Source organism: Chitinophaga sp. 22308, assembly GCF_052045305.1.
Lineage (GTDB): Bacteria > Bacteroidota > Bacteroidia > Chitinophagales > Chitinophagaceae > Chitinophaga > Chitinophaga varians_A.
This window is the reverse complement of record NZ_JBQEOP010000002.1, coordinates 1,093,875-1,120,320: the sequence shown is the minus strand read 5'-3', so window position 1 is coordinate 1,120,320 and position 26,446 is coordinate 1,093,875. Positions and strand designations below refer to the sequence as shown.

Sequence of the window (26,446 nt, the reverse complement as noted above, 5' to 3'; positions counted from 1 at the left end):
GTGATGAAAAAGCCCTTCCGTTCGACGGAAGGGCTTTTTTGTGCCCTTCTCTGTACACTGTGACAAAATTCCGGTTCCACTGCGTATATTACACTATCATCAAAACCAGAAAAACCATCTGATTCATCTCTAATAACAACGATCTTTGCGCCACACATTTATTATCCTGTTTACCTTACTTTACAGCCTGGCCGCCATTGGCCAGCGCCAATGCGGCACCGCCGTTGCCCTGCAGCAACGGGTGCATGAACATCCTTCCCTGCAACAAGTGATCGACAACAATGAAAAGAAAATGCAACTGCTGCAACAGCGCCGCATGATGCGCGTGCAAACCGAAGCAGTGCCGCAAAATGTCACTATCCCTGTAGTGGTGCATATAGTACTGGACAATCCAGACCTGGTCACCGATGCGCAGGTCATGTCCCAGATAGCTGTGTTAAACCAGGATTATAACGCCACCAATCCGGACGTTAGCCAGGTACCGCCAGTGTGGCAACCCATTATTGGCAATTCGCGGATCAATTTCTGCCTGGCCCAGCGCACGCCCGGCGATGAGCCCACCACGGGCATCGTCCGCGTGAAAACAGCCGCAGGCCAAAGCTTTAGTATCAGCGGCGGCGCCCCCGACGCGAAATATGATCAAACCGGCGGCTCCGATGCCTGGGACACCCAAAAGTACCTCAACATCTGGGTGACCCGCCTGTCGGGCAACTACCTGGGCGTGGCCGCTCCTCCGGGCAATGGTTACCCTGCCGAACAACTGGGCGTAGTGGTGCTTTATACCGCTTTTGGCACCACCGGCAGCGTAGGCCGTATCTATAACCTCGGTCGTACCACCACCCATGAAATAGGGCATTTCTTTGGCCTGAAACATATCTGGGGCGACGACGGCGGCACCTGCTCCGTAGATGACGGCATCGCCGATACCCCGTTGCAGGGCGACAACACCTACGGGTGCCCCTCTTTTCCAAAAACCGACAATTGCAGCCCCAGCTTCCCGGGGATTATGTTCATGAACTACATGGACTATAGCGACGACGCCTGTATGCACCTCTTCACCGCCGGCCAGACCGGCAGGATGCGCGATGTGCTGGAAAATATCGTCAGCAGCCTGATGACGTCCAATGGCTGTACGCCCGTTGTGCTGCCGGCAAACGACGCCGCACTGACGGCCGTCAGCGGCGTCACCGGCAAACTTTGCGATAACCGTATCCTGCCCCGGGTGACCCTGCGCAACAAAGGCACCAATGCCCTTACCGCTGTGCGTATTTTGTACCGGCTCAACAATGGCGCGCTGGTCAACTACAACTGGCAGGGCAATCTGCCCAGCCTGCAGAGCGTAGACGTCCCCCTTCCTGCCTCGCAGGTGGCCGTAGGCGCCTATAACCTGCAAGCCTATACGCAGTCGCCCAACGGTCAGCCAGACGCTAACGTGGCCAACGATACCGCGGCCAGCCGCTTCCACTTCGATGCGGAAGTGCAGCTGCCTTTTGAAGAAGGCTTTGAACAGGACAGTTTCCCGCCGCCGGGATGGGACATCTATAACCCCGACCGCAGCTTCACCTGGGAGCGTGACCGCAACGTGGGGCACAACAGCAAAGCATCGGCGCTGGTACGCAACAAAGGATACAACGTCAACGACCAGACAGATGACCTCATCACACCCGTGATCGACCCGCAGGCGCATGATTCCATTTTCCTGTTCTTTGACGTGGCCGCAGCCGTTTATTCCGATCCCAATATGACCGGCAACGTGTGGGACACCCTGCAGGTGCTGGTCACCAAAGATTGTCACCAGACAGGCGCCATCGCCTACAGCAAATGGGGCAAATACCTCATCACCCGCCCTACCGCCGTACAGGATGAATTCATCCCCAACAACAACGAATGGCGCCGCGATTCGGTGGACCTGACAGCGTTGGTGGGCAAAGACAAATTCCAACTGGCTTTCCGGAATATCTCAAATGCGGAGAATAACATATATATCGACAATATCAGGATCGTTACCAAAGATATCAATCCGGACCTGCGCCAGGCCGGCGTATTGATTCATCCTAACCCCACTGACGGGCTGGTATGGATCAGCTTCTATGAACGGCCTTCCGACCTTCAGCAGGTGAACCTCTACAATGCCGCCGGACAACTCGTCGCTTCCAAACCGGGTAATGCTGTTGGCGCCAACAACCGGATGACCTTTAATTTGGTAAATGAGCCAAATGGTGTTTATTTTGTAAAATTAATTTACAGGAACAGGGCCAACACCATTAAATTAATGAAAGTAAGATGACGATGAGACAAGATTACCCGGCAGTTCAGACACTTCTTCAGCAACCTTCTCTGGACACTGACCTGAAGAACATTGCAGAAAAAATCCTGCGTCAGGAAAGAATTACGCCCGCAGAAGGGCTGACCTTATTTGAGAAAGGCGATGTCGGCTTTTTAGGCGCACTGGCCAACCATGTGCGGGAACGCATGCACGGCGACAAGACTTACTTCAACCGTAATTTTCATATTGAGCCTACCAACGTATGTGTTTTCACCTGCCATTTCTGCTCCTATTCCCGGCTGTATAAAAACCGTGAAGACGGATGGGAACTGAGCATCGACCAGATGCTGGACATCGTGAAAAGCTATGACGGGCAGCCTGTTACGGAAGTCCACATTGTAGGCGGCGTACATCCCAAGATGCAGCTGGACTTCTTCGTGGAACTGATCAAAAAAATCAAGGCGCACCGCCCTGATCTTCATATCAAAGGGTTTACCGCTGTGGAACTGGACTATATGTTCCGCAAAGCCAAAGTAAGCGTAGAAGAAGGGATGCGCATCCTCAACGAAGCAGGCCTGCAATCCATGCCTGGCGGCGGCGCTGAAATCTTCCATCCGGACGTACGGGCTAAAATCTGCCATGACAAGGTAGATGCTGATGGCTGGCTGGCCATCCACCGCGCTGCGCACAACCGCGGCATGGTCACCAACGCCACGATGCTCTACGGCCACATTGAATCCTACGAGCACCGTATAGACCATATGGAACGTTTACGGCAGCTACAGGATGAAACACATGGCTTCAATACCTTTATCCCGCTGAAATTCAGGAACAAGGGCAACGATATGTCCGATATCCCGGAATCCTCTATAGTGGAAGACCTGAAGCTGTACGCAGTGGCCCGGTTGTATATGGACAACTTCTCCCACATCAAGGCTTACTGGCCCATGCTGGGAAGAAATACCGCACAGCTGACCCTCTCCTTCGGCGTAAATGACCTGGACGGGACCATCGATGATACCACCAAGATCTACAGCATGGCCGGCGCGGAAGAACAAAACCCTTCCATGAACACCGCCCAGCTGGCACAACTGATCAAACAAGCCGGCAGAAGGCCCGTTGAACGCGATACTGTGTACAATGAAATCAAAGATTATACAGACGTCGTTTTCTCCGATGAGGAGCTACTACTGACTAAATAATATCCTTATGCAGCTACCGTTCAAATACCTGTTGATAGCCGCCCTGTATGTGTCCGGCTGTAACAATAATTCCGGCAACAACAACAGCGCCGCCACCACGGACACCGGTACCGGCACTACCGCCGGCACGGAATCTCCAACACAGGTCACTTCCAACGGCAGCGAATTCAAAAAAGAAGCGTCCCTGGTGTTCCTGTCCAAAAACAAGGCAGACACCATCCGCAAAATAGATATCCAGCTGGCACAAACCGATCAGCAGCGGGAAGACGGGCTGATGTACCGTAAATCCATGACCGATGACCAGGGCATGCTGTTTATCTTCCCGGATATGGAAGAGCGTTCCTTCTGGATGAAAAACACCTACATCTCCCTCGATATCATCTACCTGGATGATAAACTGGAGATCGTGTCTATCCAGAAATATGCCACCCCGCTGTCAGAACAAAGCCTGCCCTCCTTCAAGAAAGCACAATACGTGCTGGAAGTCAACGGCGGCTTCTGCGATAAATACCACGTCAATTATGGCGACCACGTTGTTTATCACAAATAACAATATAAAAGAGAAGCCCCGGCAGACGCCGGGGCTTTTTTTGCTTGATACATATTTGATCGCTAACATTATAGCCTTTTAAAACTATCCTTCGTTCGCCACCCGCAGAATGTGCAGCTGGGTTTTGCCCGCAGGCACTTCCCAGTCGATGGTGTCACCGGCGCTATAGCCCAGCAGGGCCGTGCCTATAGGTGAAAGAATAGAAAGTTTACCCAGTTGAATATTGCTGGCGGCAGGTAATACCAGCTGTACTTCCCGCACAGCGCCGCTGCGCTCATCCCTGAACTGCAGCGTGGAATTTACCTGTACCACATCATCGGGTACTTTTGTTTTCCGGATAACCGCCCTGTCCAGCTCCTCTTTCAGTTTAGCCGTACCCGGGGCGTGGTAACAAAGTGTTTTCAGAATGTCATAATCATGTTGGGACACTACAATCTGTTTCTTTTTCATAAAAACAGGTTTTAATCAATTAATTAACTGACTGCCCCGGAATAAGTGCCGCTCCGGCAGAACGGCCGTTGTCCGGTGCGTAAATTTCTTCATATGATCGTATATCCGTTCTCGTTACCCTTCTGTAAAGTGCGGCAGGATTGACTTGTTCAGGCGTTGCGAAACCGCAGGCGCCCATCAGTTCAGCCAGTGCATATATGGTGTTGCGGTGGAAATTGGCCACACGCTCTTTTTTATCGGTCACATTTACGCCCTGGTATAAGGTCGGGTCTTGCGTGGCCACACCTACCGGGCAGCTGCCGCTATCGCATTGAAGCGCCTGTATACAGCCCAGTGCCAGCATCATGCCCCTGGCGCTGTAGCACGCGTCTGCACCTAATGCCAACACTTTCATAATGTCGAAACCGGTGATGATCTTGCCACTGGCCATGATTCTGATATGCTGTTTCAGGTCGTACTTTTTCAGCATGTTCACTACAAAAGCCAGCGCATCATACAAAGGCATACCGATACTGTCCGTGAACTCCAGCGGAGCCGCACCAGTACCACCTTCTGCACCATCTACCGTAATAAAGTCGGGGTAGATGCCAGTGTTGGTCATGGCTTTACAGATACGCTCAAATTCATCCTTGCGGCCTACGCACAATTTGAAACCCACCGGCTTACCACCGGAGAGGGTACGCAGCTGCTGCACAAACGCCAGCATCTCATATTCGTTGCCAAAGGCGGTATGTGCTGCCGGCGACAGCACGCTGACGCCTGGTTTCACCTTACGGATAGCGGCAATTTCCGGCGTATTTTTCGCTGCCGGCAGTACCCCGCCCTTACCGGGCTTGGCACCCTGGCTCAATTTCAGTTCCACCATCTTTACAGCTGGTTCTGCAACCGTTCCGGCATATACCTCCGGCGAGAAATTACCTTTCTCATCGCGGCAGCCGAAGTAACCGGTACCGATCTGCCAGATCAGGTCACCGCCATGTTGCAGGTGATACGGACTAACGCCACCTTCCCCGGTGTTGTGGGCAAAGCCGCCCACCTGTGCACCACCATTGAGGGAAAGGATAGCGGTTTTACTCAGCGCACCGTAACTCATTGCGCTGATGTTGAGCAAACTTGCATTGTAAGGCTGACTGCATTGTTTGTTGCCGATGGTTACCCGCAACGCGTCCGGTTTTACTTTCGTCGGGAATGCTGTATGGGCGGCCCATTCGTAACCCGGTTCGTACATATCGGCGAGCGCGCCGAAAGCAACGGTCTGTTTTACGTCTTTCGCACGCTGGTACACTACCGCACGCTGACGACGGCTGAACGGCCGCCCGTCTGTGTCCGACTCGAAGAAATACTGCCGCATTTCCGGTCTGATGTGCTCCAGCAGGTAACGCAGCCTGCCCAGCAGCGGGTAGTTGCGCAGCAGGGCATGTTTGCCCTGGAAACGGTCAATCAATGTCAGTAATGTGACACCCACGGCCACCGGTAATAAAATCCATCCTGTTAAATAACCGCGATAAAGGCTTGCAGCCACGCTCACATCCAGCAACAGGCATAAAAGATAAACTGCCCATCGTGCTATCCGATGATTCATAAAACTTATTTTATAAGATTGTTTTGGAAATTGCTATATGGATTATACTACCAATACAAGCGTACAGGTATCATCCCCCCGGGTACAACTGTTACGATGCTAGAAGTTGCCCGGGCTTAATTGTTGAAGTCTTTTGGACAGGATAAAAACGGCAATAAAAACCCGCCCGTACAAATACGGAGTTGGCTACAGCAGGTCAATATGTAAGTTGCCTTGTTCACTTGTTGTAAATGAACAGCAAAGATAGGCCTTTTATTTATATCCGCGCACTATTTGGTTAATTCCGCCGCGGTAAACGGTTTTTGACGGCCGTTGAATTGTTTGCGGACAGCTTTGATATCATCAACGGACACCTTTCCGGCTTTGTTGTTCCACGCGCTGCGTAAGAAAGTAAGCAGTTCTGCAATGTCACTGTCATTGAATTCGTCGCTGCCACCGATACCTGGCATATCTCCGTTGATCTCAGGCGCTTTATACAGCTTACCATGTACTTCCACCGGGCCGGTAAGGCCATACAGCACAATGGCGGCGAACTTGTTTTTATCGCCGTTCACCCAGTTGCTTTCATTCAGCGGCGGTGCCATAGAAGCAATACCATTACCGTTTTTACCGTGACAGGTCTGGCAAACGGTGTTAAATATTTTATATCCCCTGGGATATTTCTCCGCCAATGCGTCCATCTTTTTGGCGCTGGCAGCATTGTCCATATTTTTCAGCACGTTGTTCAACTGTTTGTTCAATGCCAGTGCAGTATCCGGATTAAATGCCACCAGTTGTTTCAGCAGTGCAGCTTCCCGATTGACTGCATTATTGACCAGCGCCGCGGCTATATAACGGTCACGCGCATACGCTTTCATCAGTTTTTCTTCGAGACGGCCGGCCGCAGCTTTATCCGTCTTGCCCAGCGCGGGCAACAAATACGCGACATACGGCGCAAAGAAAGGTTTGTCTGCCAGCGAGTCCAGCTTGCCTGCCGCGGCTTTGGCAGTCTTGCTGTCCAACACGGAAGGCAATGCGGCCAGTGCCTGCACTTTGTAATCGTCGCTGCCTTGTTCCAGTATCACGGCCAGGTCGGCGTATGTCAACTGGTGCAGCCCTTCCAGCGTCCAGAGGGCGTGTACCTGCATCAGCGGCGTAGCGGTATTGGACAGCGCGGTGCGCAGTTCCGGTACCAGCGCGGTTAAACGATGGTCTATAATATATTGTTGGGCTTTATCGCGCAGCGCGCCATTGGGATCATTCAACAACTGCAACAGCTGGTCCTGTTGCACCACGGTTTTCTTCGGACGCTGCCCAGCCGGAACGATGCGGTAAATACGGCCACAGCTGAGCGGCTGCGTCAGTTCCCGCATCTTGATTTCGTTCTTGAGGTAAGTGGTAATATATGTTTTGTGCTGCAGGATGCCGCGGTACATATCGGTGATATACAGCGCCCCATCCGGACCGTTATATAATCCTGTGGGCCGGAAACGCTCGTCGGTGCTGGCCAGGAACTCTTTGCCCTGGTAGGCTTGTTTTCCGGTAACGATATAACCACTGTCTTTTAAAATATTCCGTTTGATGAGATTCGCCGAAGGTTCTGCTACGAAAGCGTTACCCGCATAGTCAGCCGGAAGAAGATGGCCCCGGTAGATCACCGGACCGCAGGCGGCGGTGAACTCTACCAGCCGCAGGCTGTCGTCCAGTATGCCTTTCATGTAACCTCTGTTGACACCAGGTGTAGGATGCGCCGGATATACGTGGTTGTCTTTCACTATTTTCTGGTCATAGCCGGCAGCGTTCTGCTGGTGCGGGTTTTTACCGCCCAGACCCGCCGGGAAATAATCTCCCAGCAGATTTTCAGAGTTGTTATTATAGAACAGCCTTCCTTTGTCGTCCTGTGTAATGCCCCACTGTCCGCGGAAAGTAGTGGCTTCTTTCAGCCATTTATCGCCAACTTTGCGGTAGCGGCGGTCAGATTTGGCGTTGTATATCCAGTTGTCCAGCCCCCGCAAAAGCCCGTTAGGCTGGTGTTCCACATTACCGCCTGCAGCGTACATACTGTCCACCAGTACCTTTTTGCCGGGTTTGTCATTGTTGTTTTCGATAAACCATAATTGCGGCGGCGTAGCCACCAGCACGCCGTTTTCCACGAGGCATACCGCTCTGGGCAGCACCAGTGAATCGAGGAACACGGTCCTTTTGTCCATTACGCCGTCACCGGTGGTATCTTCCAGTATCACGATTTTGCCGTCGGGTTTATCTTCACCGGTACCGCTGGTATCCGGCATGAAACCCATCATTTCCACCACCCACATCCTGCCACGGTCGTCGAATACAGCGCTTACCGGTGCTACGACCATTGGTTCTGCTGCCACCAGCTGCACCTCCAGTCCTTTATCGACCGTCATGGCGCCAATGGCGGCCTTACCATCCAGCACGGGGGATTTGTCGAACTGCTTGCGCATGGCCAGCGAATCCTGCTCGTGTTTACTCATCCGGTCTTGTTGTGATGTTTGTCCGCAGGCAAACCATGCCAGGGAAATCGTGGAAATGATCAGGTAATGAAAACGGCTCATGTATTTAATTCGATTGCAGAAACTAAAAATACATCTCTCGCGGTTTTTTGCAACTATTTTTTGATCAGAGGCTAAATCATTGGCGGATTTGGTGATTTAGAAATTTAAGAGAGTTTTGTCCGGCTACATGCTCCTATGGAGCAACTACCTTTTTTACTATTATGGTGAAAATACTGGCTGTTATTGGGAAATCACTATAAGAAACCGCCTCGCCTGATAGCTAAATTTGCAGACGGCCCGATTTTCAGAAGGGTATGTAGCATATAAACGGCCCGGTTAAATAACAATTTCCAAATAACCCAATATCCAAATGCTTTCCACGTCATCAGCCAAACCGCATTATGAAGTACTCGACGGATTGCGGGGCACCGCTGCCATCACCATCGTTGTATTCCACTTTCTTGAGCTTGTCTGGAACGACTATAGCCAGAACCCGCTGGGGCATGGCTTTCTGGCGGTTGACTTTTTCTTCTGCCTGTCGGGCTTTGTGATTGGTTACGCCTATGACGGCCGGCTGGCGCAGATCGGGTACCGCGGATTTTTCCGCGGACGTTTATTAAGATTGCACCCGCTGGTACCGCTGGGCTCCGTACTTGGTCTGCTTTCTTTTCTGTTTGACCCGTTTGGCGGCGATCCTTATGCACAGGGCGTTTGGCCTATCGTGGCGGGGTTTCTTTGTTCCCTGCTGCTGATACCTTTCCCGTGGCTGCCGGGAAGGGGCGGCGCACTTTTCCCGTTTAACTCTCCCACGTGGTCCTTGTTTATGGAGTATTGCATCAACGTCGTGTATGCATTGGTGCTAAACCGGCTGCATAAGGTCGTCACTTTGTTACTGACCGTGCTGGCCGCTGGCTGGCTGGCCGTTACCGCCCGGCATGCCGGCACCCTGATCGGAGGTTGGGCCGACGCCAATATTATGGACGGTTTTGCGCGGGTGAGCTTCTCGTTCCTTGCAGGGTTGAGCGTGTACCGCTTTCAATGGACACTACGTACGCCGCTGGGTTTTGTGGCATTATCACTGTTATTGCTGGCCACTTTTATGTGCCCTTATTTCGGGCAGAACTGGCTGACAGAGTGGTTGATCGTAGCCGCCGTTTACCCGCTGGTGATCGCGTTAGGCGCAGGCGCCACGGCCACGGGCTGGTGGTTGCAGTGCTGTCGTTTTATAGGCCGGCTGTCTTATCCTTTATATATGACCCATATCTTTTTGATATGGCCATTCGGTAACTACTATGCGCAATACAAACCGGGGCCGTTGCTGCTGACAATAATTGTGGCAGTGGGCACCCTGGTATTGATGGCCATCGGTTACCTGGCTATGCGTTGGTACGATGAACCAGTGCGCCGGTGGCTGAGCGGCCGGTTAAAGTCAAAGACAGCCCAATCACTTGCTGGTGGCCGGCTGACAGAGATTCCTACAAGACAGCTTTAAAACCACTGCGGAATTATGTCGTAAAATGACCAGGAATCGCAAAATAACTTATCTTCGTCGCCTTATTGCATACATTTTACGATTTATTTGCATTTATGGAACGCTTTCAGGGCTTAATCGGCATCGTCCTTATTTTGGGTATTGCCTTTTTGTTTTCCAACAACAGGAGTAAGATCAACTATCGACTGGTGATAAGTGGTATTACGTTACAGGTAGTGATTGCGCTGCTGGTATTTAAAGTTCCTCCTATTACCTGGTTTTTCCAGCAAGTAGGCCACGCTATGGGTAAACTGGAAGCGTTTGCACGTCAGGGCGCCGCTTTCGTGTATGGTGGCATCGGGGTGTCCCAGCCTCCCACCGGTACAATAGCCGACTATGCCAGTGGCGGGTTTGTTTTTGCTTTTAACGTGACGGCCACCATTATCCTGGTATGCGTACTGGTGGCGGTGTTATATCACTTCGGTATTATGCAGCGGATAGTAGCCGTGATTGCCCGTGCCATGAACATAGTGATGCGGGTGAGCGGTGCAGAAGCACTCAGCAACGTGGCCAGCGCTTTCGTAGGCCAGGTGGAAGCACAGGTAATGATCCGCCCCTATCTCAATTCCATGACCAAAAGTGAGATACTCGCCTCTATGAGCGGCAGCCTTGCCTGTATTGCCGGCGGTATCCTCGTGGTATATGCCAATATGGGCTTCCAGGCCGGCATGGACATCGCGCCGTTCCTGATCACCGCCAGCCTGATGGCCGCCCCCGGCGCGCTGGTGATCTCCAAGATCGTCTTCCCGGAAACAGAAGAAAGCGTGACCATGGGCCGTGTGAAGATGGAAGTAAAAAGTAACTACACCAACGTGATCGACGCCATTTCCCATGGCGCCGGCGACGGTTTTAAAATAGCCATGAACGTGATCGCCATGCTGATCGGCTTTATCGCACTGATAGCGTTGCTCGACTGGTGCCTGATCCACCTGGGGCACCTGGTAGGCCTGAGCTTCGACCTCAGCCTGGACTGGATCTTCGGTAAACTGTTCACCCCAATGGCATGGGCCATGGGCGTACCCAGCCAGGATGTGAACAACGTGGCCACGCTGCTGGGACAAAAACTTACGATCAATGAATTTGTGGCATTCAAAAGCATGACCAGCCACAGCGTTAAAATAGAATCCGCCAAAGCGATCACCATCGTCACCATCGCTATTGCCGGCTTTGCCAACTTCAGCAGCGTGGGCATGCAGATCGGTGGTATCGGTGAACTGGCGCCGGGCCGTCGTACGGACCTGGCCAAACTGGGGCTGAAAGCCCTGCTGTGTGGAACATTGGCCAGCTACCTGTCAGCTACGATTGCCGGTATTTTGCTGTAAGTGTTTAGCTATTTAGTCTTTCAGTTACCGCGCGTGTAATACCTCAATATTTAAATAACTATATACCAAGTATAAAAGGCAAGGCCCGTATGTTGATTCATACGGGCCTTGCCTTTTATATCTTTTACATATTTTGATCAAACAGACTGCATGAATGGGCTGAATAAGACGCAGCACAATCCCTGCTTAAAAAGTCAATTGTCCTTAAGCATTGTTTTCCTGCGATCAGATCAGTGTTCGCCTCCGGGCAGTCCCGGTCATTACAGGTTAGAGTTCCAGTCTTTTCACCAGGGAGGCCTGAACAGCTGTCCATGCGTCGAGGCTACCGGCTTCTTCCCAGTAATTTTTCATTTCTGATGCGCTCAATATTTTGTTTACAGCAGCAACGGCCTGGCTTCTTAAACCTTTTGTTGCGATCAGGTTCAGGATGTCCAGTTTGTCCAGCGGATCTTCGGGGAAGTCTTCGCTTGGCTTGCCCATCAGCGCTGCCACCAGTTCAGCGGCGGCTAATCCTTCTTCGCAATCAGATACTTCCAGAGTTTCGGTGTTGTTGATGATACGTGCCAGCGTATCAGTTACCAAACCACCATCTTTGCTGTCGATCACGTCAAAAACCCAGTCTTGTGATCCATCATTTTCAAAATTCCTGGTGCCCCATGCGCCCATAGTGTGTAACGTTTTTTATTTTTTTAAAATAACGAAATAGAGAATAAAATTAATAGTCTCTCTTTACAACAACAAAAACCTTTCATCAGTTTAAACTCCTGAAGTCCACCGGCACCAGTTTGCTCACCCCGGGTTCCTGCATGGTAACCCCGTAAATCACGTCCACGGCGGCCATCGTTTGTTTATTGTGAGTTACAATAATAAACTGTGAATTATCAGAGAATTTTCTGATCATGTTGGTGAATTTGCCCACATTGGCATCATCGAGCGGCGCGTCTACCTCATCCAGAATACAGAATGGCGCGGGTTTGATCAGGTAGATGGCAAACAGCAGGGCGGTGGCCGTGAGGGTTTTCTCTCCACCGGAAAGCTGGGTAATGGCTGCCGGACGTTTGCCTTTGGGTTTTGCAATGATTTCGATTCCGGTATCGGCCAGGTTCTCAGGATCGCTCAGGATCATATCGCACTGGTCTTCCTCGGTAAAGAGGGCTTTAAATACGCGGATAAAATTCTCTTTAACGGTGTTGAATGTATCGAGGAATTTCTGGTTGGCAGTGGTTTCCACTTCCTGGATGGTTGCCAGCAGGGAATCTTTTGCGTTTACCAGGTCTGTTTTCTGTTCCAGGATGAACTCGTACCGTTTTTTCATTTCCTGGTAGGCTTCAATGGCGGTAGGGTTGATTTCCCCCATGTTCTCGAGGCGTTTTTTCAGGCGTTCTGCGCTGCCCTGCAGTTCATCTACCGGCAGTTCAGAGGTACGTTGTTCATCGATGATCTCGTCCAGGTTAACCTTAAACTCCACGCTCAGGCGTTCTTTCATGGAAGCCAGTTGTAACTTCAGCTCATTCACCTTGTCTTTGATGACATTGAGTTGCTGTTCCAGCTGTTCGCGGGCCCTTTGTTTGGTGCGCAGCGTTGTTTCCAGTTCCTGGAGGTGGTTACGGAAATTATAGTATTCCTGGTCTTTTTCGTTGAGTGCTTTTTCTTCTTCCTCACGCTGACGGAACAGTTCTACCAGTCCGTCTTCAGCCGCGCTGCGTTTCTCGTCTGCCGTCGCAATATTGGCCACCGCGTCTTCCAGCTGGGCTTTATTGCTGGTGATCTGCGCATGCAGGTCTGTAAGTTGCTTGCGTTTAAATTCCAGTTCCTGTTTGAGCGCCTGCACTTTACTATGCTGACGGGTATGTTGCAGGTTCTGGTTGTTAAACTGCACATTGGCCATATTGAACTGCTGCTCCACTTCCAGGGCCGTTCTGTCGGCCTCCGTGATGGCATCCTGCAGCTCTCCCACCCTGTCGTTGAGGTTTTCCAGTTCCTCGCGTACACCGGAGATGCTCTCCTGGTTGGTAGTCAGTGATTGCTGCATCTCTTCCAGCCGCTTGTCGCCGCTTTCTATCAGGTGATGGAAGTTTTCGATCCTGTTCTGAAGGCCAAACAGCTGGTTGTTCAGCTGATTGATCTTTTCACGGGCGGCATTGATATTATTTTCATTGAGCTGGCTGTTGTAGCCGAGCACCTGGTTGTGTTTGTCCTGTATCTGTACGCGCAGGCTGCCTACGGTAGCCTCCAGATCTTTGATCTCCGCTTCCAGTTTCTCCAGGTTTTTGGCGCGCCCCAGCTTTTTGCCTTCAAACAGGCCTACGGAGCCACCGGTGATATTGAATTTGCCCCGGTGCATGCGGCCTGATTTCTCCACCAGGCAGATCTCATCGTCGGATACCTGGCTGAATTCGAGGCGGGTAATGTCTTCCCCTATGAATACTTTGCCCAGCAGGTGATAGCCGAGGCCTTTGTATTTCTCTTCAATTTCCACTACGTCCAGGGCCGGTATAGTGCCGGCGGGCGCCAGCAGGCCGTTGGCCGGAATCCGGAACTGATCGAGGATAAAGAAATTGGCTTTGCCTTTTTTATGGGTGTCCAGCAACTGGATAGCCTGTACGGCTTCCGCCACATTATTAACAACGTAGTAGTTCAGGTAAGGCTCCAGGAGATTTTCCACGCAGGTGCGATACTCCTCCTTACAGAAAAAGACGTCGCTCAGAATAGGCGCTTCATTGTTCCATTCCGGGTTCTTTTTCAGGAATTTGATGCTTTCAGGGTATCCTTCCAGGCTGTCTACCAGGGACTTCAGCAGGTCAAATTCGTTCTTTTTGGAGTCCAGCTTACGGTTTTCATCCACCAGCTGGTCCCTCAGTCCTTCGATATCTGACTGGGTGGCCAGTATCTTGCCTTTTGTTTCTTCCTGGAAGCGGACCATCTCGTCCAGTTCTGTTTTGCTGGTGGTGATGGTTTGCTGCAGTGTTTCCTTTTCTGCTTCCAGTTGGGTGATTTGTTGCAGGCGGCTGTTCTTTTCTTCCTGCAGCTGCTGGATACCCCGTTGCAGGTTCTGCACAGAGGTGTCTGCCACCGCTACTTTCTTTTCCGCCTCAAACTGTTGGCGTTGCCAGCGTTGCTGGTCGTTTCGCAGGGTTTCGAGGGCCAGTTTCTTTTGCTGGAAGCGTTCTTTTTTCTCCTCCACCATTTCGCGGAGGGTTTCCAGTTCATCTTCCATAGATTCAAAGACTTCCGCTTCTTCCACTACCTGTTTCTCGGTAAACTCGATGGAGGTGGTGAGTCCCTGCAGTTGTCCTTCTGCGTTGCTGAGGAAGTCGGTAATATTTTTTTCGCGTTCCCGCAGGTAAGTCAGCTGTTGGGCGGCGAGGTTCTTGTCATTTTCTTTGGTACGGATGGTGGCCACCAGTTCGTTGAACGATTTCTGGAGCACCTGCAGTTCCCGTTCTTTGGCCACAAAGTGCAGTTTATCCTGCTCCACGGCGGCTTCCGCAGTGGTGATCTCTGTTTCCAGCTGCAGTTTGCGGTCGCTTTCTTCCTGTTGTTTATCAGACAGTTCCCGGAAGGTGACATTAAATCCTTCCAGTGCGGCTTTGGCCAGTTCGATACTGATTTCGCGGTATTCCTTTTTCACCTCGTAGAAGCGTTCTGCTTTACGGGCCTGGCTTTCCAGCGTTTTCAGGTTATTATTGATTTCAAACAGGAGGTCTTCGATGCGGTTAAGGTCGCCCTCTGTAGCTTCCAGTTTGGATTTGGCTTCTTTTTTACGTGTTTTGTATATGGAGATGCCTGCCGCTTGCTCCAGCATACGGCGACGGCTGTTTTCCTTGTCTCTGATGATATCGTCCACCATCCCGAGCTCGATGATGGCGTAGGAGTCCGTGCTAACGCCGGTGTCCATGAAGAGGTTATGGATGTCTTTGAGGCGGCAGGCCACATCATTGAGGCGATACTCACTGTCCCCGTTTTTATAGAATTTACGGGTAATGGTCACCGTTGTGAATTCGGTGGGAAGTACGTTTTTGGTGTTTTCAAAGGTGAGGCTTACCTCTGCCATACCGCTGGCAGAGCGCGTTTTGGAACCGTTGAACACCAGCCCTGACTGGTTTTCAGACCGCAGGTTGCTGATTTTATGTTCCCCGATCACCCAGCGGATGGAGTCGATGATATTACTTTTGCCGCAGCCGTTGGGCCCGATGACACCTGTTATCCCTTCGTCAAAGTTCAGAACGGTTTTATCGGCAAAACTTTTAAAGCCTTTAATTTCTAGTGTTTTTAAGCGCACGACTTACTCCGAGGTTTTTTTAAGGCGTCAAAGATATAATTTTACCCGAATGAAAAAGTAATTTAAGTGAGAAGCAGGTATCTCCCGTAATTATTTATACACACTCCGGGCGAAAATAACTGTCACACGACCATTCCATCTCCTTTAAAGGACTGATTATAAATATAGTAAAAAGCGCAATTATAATTTAATTCCCTGTGAGAAATTATTGGCCGTTTATCCCAACCGCTCTGCATTAGCAGTAACATTTTATAGCTTGTGTAAGTAACCCGGAGGCCACCTATGTAGCTATGCCACTGTAACTTATGCCATTTACCACATAGGCGGGGCCCGGGACGATACCTCAAAATAATCCATCCTGTTCCATGACGCAAAAAGGCATATGGCTGTTGCTCCTGTTATGCATTAGTGTGACCCTGCAGGCCCGCCAGCAGGGAGGCTCCATCACCGGCCAGGTGGCCGACAGTGTTTCCCGTAAACCCGTGGAATTTGCTACGGTAGTACTCATGCAGGCGGCCGACCGCAAAACGGTGGCCCACACGCTGACGGACAACAAGGGCGATTTCCGCTTTACTGGTGTGGCCTACGGCGTTTATCGGATCGGGATCACCATGCTGGGTTATGCCCCCCTCCTCCTGGACACCATCCGGGTAGACGCCGCCAATGCGGCCCACCGCCTCAGTCCCCGTTATCTTTCCACCACCACGCAACAGCTGAGCGGCGTCACCGTCGCCGGCAAAAAGCCCCTGATAGAACTGCAAGATGAGAAACTCATCTACAACGTGGAAAACGATATCGACAAAGACAACAGCTCCGCCTCCGATATCATGCGCAAAATCCCGATGCTGACAGTAGATGCCGACGGCACCATCAAACTGAAAGGCCAGACCAACTACAAAGTGCTGCTCAACGGCCGCGCCACCTCCCTCATCACCAAAGACCCCAAGGAAGCCCTGAAAGCCTACCCGGCCAGCATCATCAAAAAAATAGAAATCATCACCGAACCGTCCGCCAAATACGATGCAGAAGGCATCGGCGGCATCATCAATATCATCACCCAACGCGACGTAATTGGCTACAATGGCAGCCTCTTTACCAACTATAACACCATCGGCAGGTACAGCGGCGGCGGCTCCATCAGCGCCCGCAGGAAAAAAGTCGGCATCACCGCCTACGCCGGCGGCAATATCGACCAAAGCCACAACAGCAACACCATCAGCCGGCAAAGCCTCCTCCCCGGCGACAAAGGCCTGCTGGAACAAAGCACGGAGTTCAAACGCAACAACAAAATGCTCTACGGCAGCCTGGAAATGACCTACGACATCGACACGGCCAACAGCCTCACCCTCTTCGGCAACGGCAACATCAGCAAAATGACACAGCTGATGCCGCAGATCAGTCACTGGGCAGACAGCACCGGCAAACCCATACAGTCCGGCACCAACAACAGCGACTCCTACAGCCAGGGCCATGGCACCGGCGCAGGACTGGACTACCAGCATAAATTCCGGAAACCGGGACATGAACTGTCACTGGTGTTTAACATGGTCAACAGCTACGGGGACGGCCATACAGACAACAGCCAGGTGTATGTGCCCGGCACCGACAGCTTTTACCGCAACAACACGGTTTTCACCAACCGCGCCATCGTCACGCAGGCCGACTATTCCCTGCCACTGCCACATGAACAGTTCTTGGAAACAGGCTTCAAAGGCACTTTTCAATATAACACCAACACCGCCACCCAGGAAGTACGCAATAAAGAAGGGGCCATGGTGCCCAATCCCAGCCGCGAAAATATTTTCAATACAACCTTGAACGTCCTCGCTTTTTACGTCACCTACCGCTTTAAAATAGGTACCAAACTAAGCGTGAAGCCAGGCTTCAGGCTGGAACAGACACACCAGACCGGGGATTTTGTGTCTACCAAAACACGGATCAACAGCGACTACCTCAGCCCCATTCCTACCGTAAACATCACCTGGCAGCTGCAACCCATGACCAGCCTGTCGTTCTCCTACAGCCGCCGCTTGGAACGGCCCAATATATTTGCGATGAACCCCTATGTCAATGACAACGACCCCTATAACATTTTCTATGGCAACCCTAACCTGAAACCATCTTACGCCAACAGCTTCGGGGCCTATTTCAACAAGATCATGGAGAAGATCACCTTTAACGCAGGGCTGGATTACACTTTCATCAACAATTCCATCCAGAACATTATCACTGTAGACCCGGCAAAAGGAATCTCCGCTACTACCTATGACAACATCGGTAAATCCAACAGCGTAGGCATCAGTACCAGCATGCGTTTTGCCCTGACGAAAAAATGGAACGTCAGCATCAACGGACGTGGCAGCCACAGTAATTTCAGCGATGGCAACACTATCCGCAGCAGCGGTTTTTCAGGCAGCGCCTACTTTAATACCGACTATAATTTTGGCCACAGCTTCCGGGCAGATGGGTACTGCTACTTTTATAGCGGCTCTCCCAGCGTGCAAGGCACCAGCGGCTCCAACACAGGCTATGGCTTTACCCTGCGCAAGGATTTCCTGGACAGGAAACTGTCTGTCAGCATCGCCGCAGACCAGCCTTTCCGGAAACAAAGACCGGCCATTTCAGAAACCAATGACCCCGCCTTCCATAGGGTATATACCTCCTATTTCCCTGCCAACACTTACACCTTCTCTGTCAGCTGGCGCTTCGGCAAACTAACGACCAGCGCTACACGAAATAAGAGCGTTATAGATACAGGGATGTAATTACGAATTACAAATTACGAATTACGAATTACGAATTACGGTATGCCTCATAAAGCGGTCAATAAGTAGCCGTTCCATAAGACAGCCCTCCATTCGTAATTCGTAATTTGTAATTCGTAATTGCCTTGTATCTTTGTGCTCCAAAAACCGATTAACGTTTGCGAATAGAACAGCGGATCAACGATATCAAGAGTTTCCTTTACAGTTATCATTTTAGCAACGGCATGCGCACCACCATCAGCGTGGTGGTCCCCTCCCTGATTTTTGCCGCCATCGGGCAATTAGGGCTGGGCATTGCCATGTCGATGGGCGCTTTGTGTACGGCCCTCAGTGATGTGCCTGGCACCATTGTACATAAACGCAATGGCCTTATCATCAGCACCGGCCTCATTTTCCTGACAGCCATAGGCACTGGCCTGCTGCTTCCCTACCCTTTCCTGATGGCCTTGTGGATCGTAGCATGTTGTTTTGTTTTTGCCATGATGCTCGTATACGGCAACCGGGGTGGCAATATCGGTACGGGCTGTCTGCTCATCCTCGTGTCTATCCTCGGTGAATCCAACCTGACACCCGGCATGGCAGTGGTCTATGCTTCCATGGTGCTGCTGGGCAGTATCTGGTACGCACTGCTGGCGCTGATACTATGGCAGATACGCCCCTATCTCAACGTACAACAGGCACTGGGCGACTGTATACAACAGACCGCCCGTTATCTTGAGCTCCGCTCCAACTTCTATACACCCGGCGTAGATGTGGCCGCCAACTATAAAGCCGTGCTGGCCCAACAGGTCATCGTCAACGAAAAACAGGAAAATGTACGGGAACTGTTATTAAAAAGACGTTCCGCCCAGCAAGGCACCACCAGCATCAACAAAAGCATGGTGCTTATCTTCCTGGACATGGTGGACCTGCAGGAGCAGATCATGGCCTCCCAGACGGATTACAACGCCCTGCAACGTGATTTCAAACAGGACGATATCCTCCGGAAATTTCATGCGCTGATCACCGAATTTGTAGAAGAACTGGAAAATATCGGGCTGGCTGTTGCGGCAGGACAGCGCTCCCTGCCTAAGACCAATCTTAAATATGAGATGGAAAAGGTGAAAAAAGCGATTGCGGACATCACCCTGAAGCTCCCCACCCTGGCGGAAAGAACACGAACCATCCCACTGACCAACATTCTGCAGAACCTCCAGGACATGGCGCAGCGTATCTACAACCTGCACCGCCTTACCCGGCTGGAACGCCTGAAAGATGAGACCATCGATCCCAAACTGGAACTGTCGAAATTTACTACCCGCCAGAAATATGACCTGGAAACATTCCGCGACAACCTCACTTTCAAATCCCATATTTTCCGGCATGCCATCCGTGTAAGCCTTGCCACCGTGACGGGTTACCTGCTGGGACTGGCCCTGCACCTCGACAGGGTGTACTGGATATTGCTGACCATCGTAGTGATCCTCAAACCCGGTTTCGGGCTCACCCGCTCACGCAGCATACAACGCCTTATCGGCACGGTACTGGGCGCGCTTTTCGCAGCCGGGCTGCTGTATATCACCCATAACGACACGGTGATCTTCATCAGCATGTTGCTTTGTATCCTGGGCGCCTACAGCTTTATGAGCTTCCAGTATACGCTCAGCGTTTTCTTTGTGACACCGTTCATCATTTTCCTGCTGCATTTCCTGCACCCGTCAGATCTGTACAACGCCACCCAGAGGGTACTCGACACTTTCATCGGCGGAGGCATCGCCTTCTTCGCCAACATGCTGCTGTGGCCCTCCTGGGAACATAACACCCTGCCGGGATATATGCAGAAAATGTTGCTCTCCAACCGCAAATACTTTGAACTGGTATTAAGGGTATATGCCGGCGAAACCAATACCATAATGGATTTTAAACTGGCCCGCAAAGACACTTATGTCAGCACCGCCAATATGATGGCCGCGTTCCAGCGCATGCTCTCTGAACCCAAAAGCAAACAGAAAAATGCATCAGAGGTGTATCACTTTGTAGTGCTGAACCATACCCTCACCTCACATATCGCCGCGCTGGCGGCATACAGCATGCATCACGGCGTGCAGTTCCCCAGGCCGGAGTATAAGGAAATCACTACCTACCTGCTGCAATACATTGACCAGCTGTACCTCATGATAGACCCTGCCACCCGCAGCCAGGCGCAACTGGAACCGCCTATTCATGCTTTCGACACACTGGACGAGCACCTGCATAACCTCGTACATCTGCGCCAGCTCGAAATCAACGAAGGCAAAGGCGCTACGCCTGTCCGTGACGAAATGCTTGAAACCAAACAGGTACATGACCAGCTACAGGCAATTCTGTCGTTGGTAAAGGATATGGGTAAAGCGTTAAGCTGATTGATATTCCAATTATAAAAAAGCCCCGGGCCGTAAATGGCCCGGGGCTTTTTATATATCGACAAATAACTAGCGTACTATCGTAAACTGGTCTGTCACCGGCGTCAATGCAGCCAGCACCCTGTCCAGGAAAGCCGGGCCTTCTGTTGCGTACCAGGGCATAAAATTCTCTTTGCGCTCCTGCAATGACCCTCCGGGGAACAGTTTATTTTTCACCTGTTTGATCTGGTCTGTCTGCCATGCGAATTTTTTCTTTTCCGCCCGGAGGAATTTATGTTCCAGTTTTCCGACGGACTTCAGCGCACGGCTTCTTTCCGCGCCCACACTGGCCACCAGTGTGACATCTATGCTACGGGCCTTTTCTTCAAGGCTGTCATACAGTTTTTCAATGGCCGCATATTCATCTTTCAGCACCAATGCCGCATTGGTATGTTTTTTCACATAGGCGTTCACGATATCGTCGGTGGTGGCAAACAATTCAGCCGTAGTGATGCCCAGTTTATCGAGCCGCCGGGCCGACAGTTCATCGGTCAGCAGCAGGGAATTGCGTAGCAGCAATACCGGATAAGGTACGCCGTAGTGGGCAAACAGTGCTTTCAGTTCCATCCAGTAGGCGATTTCGCCGCCGCCGCCGATGAAAGCGATGTTAGGCAGGATCGTTTCCTGGAACATGCCCCGCAAAATAACGTTAGGGCTGAAGTGTTCCGGATGTGCGTCCAGCTCTTTTTCGAGGCCGGCAGCGTCAAATTTCAACGAGGTGTGTAATACTTTCCACTGGTCGCCCTCCTGCACAATACGTTCACGCATACCATCCTGCAGGTAAAACAGGTTGATCTCGCGGGGATTGGCCTGCACTTTATAATGCGCCCCCAGTTGTTCCAGGGTATTGTTAACGATATGGTGTGATGCCTGATGAAACAGTTCATCTTTCATCACCGGAATATAGAGGTGTTTCAAGGCAGGGCTGTCAGGCACCAGCACCACCAGCCCGTAACGTCCAAACAAGGCATGCACCAGGTAAAGCGTGGCCTCCTGGATATTACGGTGTTCCAGGTAAGCTTTCTGCAACAGCGTTATCAGCTCTCCCGCGTGGGGCGCGTACCCCAGTGTATCTTTTATCTGTCCGATCAGCTGCTCCAGCCCATCGGGGTGCATGCGTCCTACAGCGCCCTGCTGGCCTGCAGCCCAGGTAAGGGTTTTGCCTTCCAGGTAAATGCTGCCCAGTTCATCAAGATCAGCGTCTTCGCTGCCCATATAGTATACCGGCACAAAATGATGCTGCGGGTACTGCTGTTGCAGCTCCTGGCATAGTTTGACGGCTTGCAGTATCTTATATACAAAATACAGGTAACCGGTAAATATATTGGGTTGGTGAGCGGTGGTCACCGTAAAGGTCTGTGGATCGGCGAGCCGGGCGATATTATCCTGGACGGCCTGTATTGGCTCCAGGCTTTCGTATTGTTGCTGCAATGCAGCTACCAGCGCAGCTCTCGGGGTGTTAAACTGTTGCCTCGCGGCTATAGCGGCTGTAAAATCCGGACGAACGGAGGAATAGGTATAGAAAGGTCTGATCTGTGGCGCGTCTGCTAAAAAATCTGTTACCAGCTGATTAAAATAGCCTGTCTTCCCGTAAGGAATATACTCGAGCATATTACGTGTCGAATTACAAATGATCAATAAAAGTAGCGATATATCTGAATACATCGAAACTTTTGAATGTACGAAGTTAGAGAAGAAAAAGCGATTTAAGGATTTTTACCGATGAAATTTGATGGGCGGATGATTATGGATTAGAATTTGCCATGATACCGGACCGGAAACCGGAACACTATGAAGATCGCAATTCTTTCGCCTGTAGCCTGGCGGACACCGCCCCGGCACTACGGCCCCTGGGAACAGATGGCCTCCAACCTCGCTGAAGGCCTGATAGCCCGTGGCGCAGACGTTACCCTCTTTGCCACCGGCGACTCACTCACACAGGGCAAACTGGCATGGACCTGCCCGCAGGGCTACGAGGAAGACCGTCATGCAGACGCTAAAGTCAATGAGTGCATGCATATCAGTTACCTGATGGAACAGGCGCATCATTTTGATATCATCCACAATCATTTCGACTTTCTGCCTCTCACCTATTCCCGCCTCATTGGCACACCGATGGTCACCACCATCCACGGTTTTTCGTCAGAAAAGATTGTTCCGGTATACCAGCGTTACAATCATGTGGGCCATTATGTGGCCATCAGCAACGCCAACAGGCACCCTTCCCTGCACTACAAAGCCACGGTATACAATGGCGTCAGGCCGGAAGACTTTGCCTTCACGCCTGCGCCGGACGATTACCTGCTGTACTATGGCCGCATCCATCCCGACAAAGGCACGTACGACGCTATACAGATAGCCCTGCAAACAAACCGGCAGCTACTGATAGCCGGCATCATCCAGCAAAAAGAATATTTTGATGAAATGGTGAGACCTTATATAGATGACGACCAAATCCGGTACCTGGGCCCTGTGGGCGGCGCTGCCCGCAGCGAACTGCTTGGCAGGGCCAGCGCACTGCTGCACCCGATACATTTCGATGAACCTTTCGGGCTGAGCGTAGCGGAAGCAATGTTATGCGGGACGCCGGTGATAGCGTTCAACAGAGGCTCTATGCCGGAGCTGATACTGGACGGGCGCACCGGTTTCCTGGTCTATACGGTAAACGATGCCGCTGCTGCTGTGGAATCTTTGAAGCAAATAGACCGCTATGCCTGCCATCTGCATGCACAGGAAAATTTCACCACCGGCAGGATGACGGAAGATTATCTGAAAGTATACCGTTCTATCGGGTGAGGTTATGCGCCATCCGCCTTGATCTGCGCCAGCAGCTTTTCGAGATTGACAGTGGCAAAGCCGGACGCATAGTCAGACAGGCCGTAAGGGATGATCAGCTCTTCGTTGTGTACAATGGAACCGCAGGAATAAAGCACGTTGGGCACATATCCTTCCCTTTCGTCTTTATTGGGCATAAGCAGTGGTTCCTTCAGACGGCCGATCTCTGTGCCGGGGTCTTCGAGGTCCAGCAGGCTGGCCCCAACACAATAAGTACGCATAGGCCCCACCCCGTGGGTGATCAACAGCCAGCCTTCCGGCGTTTCTATCGGAGAGCCGCAGTTGCCCACCTGTACAAACTCCCAGGGATATTTGGGGGTTTGCAGTATTTGCGGGTTTTCCCAGATATTGATTTTATCGGAATACATGATATACCCGTTGATGCCGTCAATACGGGATATCATCACATATTTCCCTTTGATCTTGCGGGGGAAGAGGGCCAGGTTTTTATTCTGGGCCCCTTCTCCATACAAGGGCATAATTTTAAAGTTATAGAAATCTTCGGTAGATAATAATTTGGGTTGAATAGCCACCCCGTCAAACGCAGTATAGGTAGCGTAATAGGTAATGCTGCCGTCTTCATCCCTGTATTTCACGAAGCGGGCATCTTCAATCCCCCTGCTTTCCGCGTCAGAGTAAGGGAAGATCACGCGGTCGGAAATATCCGTATCAAGGGAAAAATTCAGTTCATAATACGAATCCGCCAGCCAAAGCAGCCTTTCCAGCGCTTTTTTCACGAGATGATCGACCTGATAGCGCTGCTGCATTTCACGGATGACCTTTTTCAGCGACATGTACTCAAACTCGTCCGAGAGACTGTTCATCACCTCCAGCATTACCGGGTCCGGCAGTTTGATGGAGACAGCGTTCTGAAAGAAGGTGTCTTTCTTATACATGGCGTTGCGGATCACTTCCGCTTCATCCACATAGTTGCCGGCTGTTTGCAGGGAAATCTGATTGTTACGGTCGATGACGCCGCTGCGGAAAGCGATAGATGAGATATGGCCTTCGCCTACGGCGCGGAAGCTGAGGATCACCCTTTTCTGACCTTCTTCCAGCCCGCTCTGGTCCACATCTTCAATCATCGACGGATTAAAAAAGGCAGCAGATTCAATTGAATATTCATTGGTAAAATACGAGCCTGTCAACAGTTTTCTTTTCAGGGACAGTTCATCGTAGTTGACCTGCACTGCAGCAAAAAGGTGCCTGATCCTGTCTGCATGTTTTTCAAAAATGCGGGTGATGTTACGATGGCGCCGGGAGAATTCTCTCAGTATAGGCGTTATCGTTACCTCCACCTGATCATCGGTCATGGCGGCAACATGTTGGATAATAGACTTGGCCCTGGCTTCGCCATTGAAAAAAAACCTGGCAACCACTCTTTTCAGATCAGGATATATCTTGGTAGGTTTCCGCTCAATTGACAGTCGCATGTGTATTGTTTTGTTAGATATTGAATCCGTCCGGCAGGACTACTCCTTTTTTAACAACAACAATGCCGTCTTTCACCGTATATTTTTCAAAGTCTCCATCCGGCAGATGGTCTCCGCCTTTGATATGTACGTTGTTTCCGATACTGCAGTTCTTATCAATGATAGCCTTGTCGATCACGCAGTTTTCACCTATCCCCATTGGTGGGCGGCCTTCAGCACTGGCCCTGTCCAGTTCGTCGTGGGTCTGGTAATAGTCGCTTCCCATGATATAGGTGTTGGAGATCACCGAGCCTTTGCCGATACGGGTACGGATACCTACCACGCAGCGCTCCAACCGGCTTGCCATAATAATACAACCATCGGCGATGATTGTTTTCTCCATGGTACCGGATATTTTGGCGGGGGGAAGCATCCTGGCCCTGGAGTAGATGGTCTGTGATTCGTTAAAGAGGTTAAACTGCGGGATATCATCTGTGAGCCCGATATTGGCTTCCCAGAAAGAGGAGATATTACCGATATCTGTCCAGTAGCCTTCATACTGATAGCTGAATACACGCGCTTTGGCCTCTATCGCTTCCGGGATGACTTGTTTGCCGAAGTCGGCCGCTTCTGGTTGTTTGCCCAGCATATTGAAGAGCACGTCGCGGCTGAAGATATAGATGCCCATACTGGCAAGGTATACCCGTCCGGCATTTTTCATCTCTTCACTTACTTCTGAGGCCCATGGCGGCAGAACGTCTTGTGACGGCTTCTCTGTAAAGGAAACGATGGCGCCGGAATCATCGGTTTTCAGGATACCAAAATCCGAAGCATCTTTGGCAGATACCGGAATAGTGGCAATCGAAATTTCCGCACCGGTTTCTATGTGATGCTGGATCATGTCCCTGAAATCCATCTGGTACAACTGGTCACCGGAGAGGATCAGCACATATTTAAAATCGAAATTCTCCACATGGTGCAAACACTGCCTTACGGCGTCTGCGGTGCCCTGGTACCACGTAGGGTTATCAGGGGTTTGTTCCGCAGCCAGGATATCTACAAACCCTTTGTCGAAATGACTGAAATGGTAGGAGTTTTTGATGTGTTTGTTAAGCGAGGCGGAGTTGAACTGGGTTAAAACGAAAATACGGTTCAGTTCCGCGTTCAGGCAGTTGGAGATGGGAATATCCACCAGTCTGTATTTACCGGCAAGGGGCACGGCCGGTTTAGACCTGCGGCGGGTAAGGGGATATAAGCGGGTACCTGCACCGCCTCCGAGAATAATGGATATAACATCTTTAGTCATAGTGTGGACGTTGGTTTAGATTATG

At 51.1% G+C, this 26,446-nt stretch carries 16 protein-coding genes; 8 read left to right on the top strand and 8 right to left on the bottom strand.

The annotated features are described in order from the left end of the window. Positions 1 to 145: 145 nt before the first annotated feature. From ACTJJS_RS11360 to ACTJJS_RS11350, 3 genes are read left to right on the top strand one after another with little or no spacing between them, the layout of a single operon-like run. Positions 146 to 2,287 (top strand): M43 family zinc metalloprotease, encoded by a 2,142-nt coding sequence (locus ACTJJS_RS11360; RefSeq protein WP_440663784.1) that lies wholly within the window; start codon positions 146 to 148, stop codon positions 2,285 to 2,287. After that, the gene (mqnE, locus tag ACTJJS_RS11355) at positions 2,284 to 3,468 is read left to right on the top strand and encodes an aminofutalosine synthase MqnE (protein WP_440663783.1); all 1,185 of its coding nucleotides are present in this window, start codon (positions 2,284 to 2,286) and stop codon (positions 3,466 to 3,468) included. Before ACTJJS_RS11360 ends, mqnE begins: the two co-directional genes overlap by 4 nt. Before the next feature lie 7 nt (positions 3,469 to 3,475). After that, complete coding sequence (locus tag ACTJJS_RS11350; RefSeq protein WP_168873043.1) at positions 3,476 to 4,018, top strand: DUF192 domain-containing protein; 543 nt, start codon at positions 3,476 to 3,478, stop codon at positions 4,016 to 4,018. 84 nt (positions 4,019 to 4,102) lie between these two features. On the opposite strand, the gene ACTJJS_RS11345 is transcribed toward ACTJJS_RS11350, so the two are convergent. The 3 genes from ACTJJS_RS11345 to ACTJJS_RS11335 all read right to left on the bottom strand — a co-directional run bounded on the left by ACTJJS_RS11345 (position 4,103) and on the right by ACTJJS_RS11335 (position 8,608). Continuing rightward, entirely contained in the window at positions 4,103 to 4,468 is a 366-nt protein-coding gene (locus ACTJJS_RS11345; RefSeq protein ID WP_168873042.1) for a GreA/GreB family elongation factor, read from the bottom strand. A 19-nt stretch (positions 4,469 to 4,487) separates the two neighbouring features. Beyond that, positions 4,488 to 6,050: an FMN-binding glutamate synthase family protein gene (locus ACTJJS_RS11340; RefSeq protein ID WP_168873041.1), complete on the bottom strand. Its 1,563-nt coding sequence runs from the start codon at positions 6,048 to 6,050 to the stop codon at positions 4,488 to 4,490. A 269-nt stretch (positions 6,051 to 6,319) separates the two neighbouring features. Then, positions 6,320 to 8,608 carry a DUF7133 domain-containing protein gene (locus tag ACTJJS_RS11335; RefSeq protein WP_440663782.1) on the bottom strand — a complete coding sequence of 763 codons (2,289 nt, stop codon included), beginning with the start codon at positions 8,606 to 8,608 and terminating at the stop codon, positions 6,320 to 6,322. 310 nt (positions 8,609 to 8,918) lie between these two features. Here ACTJJS_RS11335 and ACTJJS_RS11330 point away from each other — a divergent pair, with 310 nt between their 5' ends. Together ACTJJS_RS11330 and ACTJJS_RS11325 are read left to right on the top strand one after the other, a co-directional pair. Continuing rightward, the gene (locus ACTJJS_RS11330) at positions 8,919 to 10,040 is read left to right on the top strand and encodes an acyltransferase family protein (protein ID WP_440663781.1); all 1,122 of its coding nucleotides are present in this window, start codon (positions 8,919 to 8,921) and stop codon (positions 10,038 to 10,040) included. Between the two features lie 95 nt (positions 10,041 to 10,135). Continuing rightward, on the top strand, positions 10,136 to 11,401 hold the full coding sequence (locus ACTJJS_RS11325) for a NupC/NupG family nucleoside CNT transporter (protein WP_440663780.1): 1,266 nt from the start codon (positions 10,136 to 10,138) through the stop codon (positions 11,399 to 11,401). 267 nt (positions 11,402 to 11,668) lie between these two features. Here the strand turns inward: ACTJJS_RS11325 and ACTJJS_RS11320 are convergent, their stop codons facing one another. Both ACTJJS_RS11320 and smc read right to left on the bottom strand, forming a co-directional pair. Continuing rightward, positions 11,669 to 12,067 carry a DUF4259 domain-containing protein gene (locus tag ACTJJS_RS11320; protein WP_168873037.1) on the bottom strand — a complete coding sequence of 133 codons (399 nt, stop codon included), beginning with the start codon at positions 12,065 to 12,067 and terminating at the stop codon, positions 11,669 to 11,671. Between the two features lie 85 nt (positions 12,068 to 12,152). Further along, positions 12,153 to 15,683, bottom strand: a complete 3,531-nt coding sequence (gene smc / locus ACTJJS_RS11315; RefSeq protein ID WP_440663779.1) for a chromosome segregation protein SMC — start codon at positions 15,681 to 15,683, stop codon at positions 12,153 to 12,155. A 365-nt stretch (positions 15,684 to 16,048) separates the two neighbouring features. On the opposite strand from smc, the gene ACTJJS_RS11310 reads away from it, so the two are divergent. Together ACTJJS_RS11310 and ACTJJS_RS11305 are read left to right on the top strand one after the other, a co-directional pair. Continuing rightward, positions 16,049 to 18,448 (top strand): outer membrane beta-barrel family protein, encoded by a 2,400-nt coding sequence (locus ACTJJS_RS11310; RefSeq protein WP_440663778.1) that lies wholly within the window; start codon positions 16,049 to 16,051, stop codon positions 18,446 to 18,448. A 158-nt stretch (positions 18,449 to 18,606) separates the two neighbouring features. Continuing rightward, positions 18,607 to 20,829 carry an FUSC family membrane protein gene (locus ACTJJS_RS11305; RefSeq protein ID WP_440663777.1) on the top strand — a complete coding sequence of 741 codons (2,223 nt, stop codon included), beginning with the start codon at positions 18,607 to 18,609 and terminating at the stop codon, positions 20,827 to 20,829. 69 nt (positions 20,830 to 20,898) lie between these two features. Here the strand turns inward: ACTJJS_RS11305 and bshC are convergent, their stop codons facing one another. Beyond that, a complete protein-coding gene (bshC, locus tag ACTJJS_RS11300) occupies positions 20,899 to 22,479 on the bottom strand; it encodes a bacillithiol biosynthesis cysteine-adding enzyme BshC (RefSeq protein WP_440663776.1) in 1,581 nt (526 codons plus the stop codon). A 180-nt stretch (positions 22,480 to 22,659) separates the two neighbouring features. On the opposite strand from bshC, the gene ACTJJS_RS11295 reads away from it, so the two are divergent. Continuing rightward, positions 22,660 to 23,664: a glycosyltransferase family 4 protein gene (locus tag ACTJJS_RS11295; protein ID WP_343745569.1), complete on the top strand. Its 1,005-nt coding sequence runs from the start codon at positions 22,660 to 22,662 to the stop codon at positions 23,662 to 23,664. A gap of 2 nt (positions 23,665 to 23,666) precedes the next feature. On the opposite strand, the gene ACTJJS_RS11290 is transcribed toward ACTJJS_RS11295, so the two are convergent. Together ACTJJS_RS11290 and ACTJJS_RS11285 are read right to left on the bottom strand one after the other, a co-directional pair. Continuing rightward, on the bottom strand, positions 23,667 to 25,136 hold the full coding sequence (locus ACTJJS_RS11290; RefSeq protein WP_440663775.1) for a glycoside hydrolase family 130 protein: 1,470 nt from the start codon (positions 25,134 to 25,136) through the stop codon (positions 23,667 to 23,669). Positions 25,137 to 25,149: 13 nt separating this feature from the next. Then, a complete protein-coding gene (locus tag ACTJJS_RS11285) occupies positions 25,150 to 26,421 on the bottom strand; it encodes a glucose-1-phosphate adenylyltransferase (RefSeq protein WP_440663774.1) in 1,272 nt (423 codons plus the stop codon). Positions 26,422 to 26,446 lie beyond the last annotated feature (25 nt).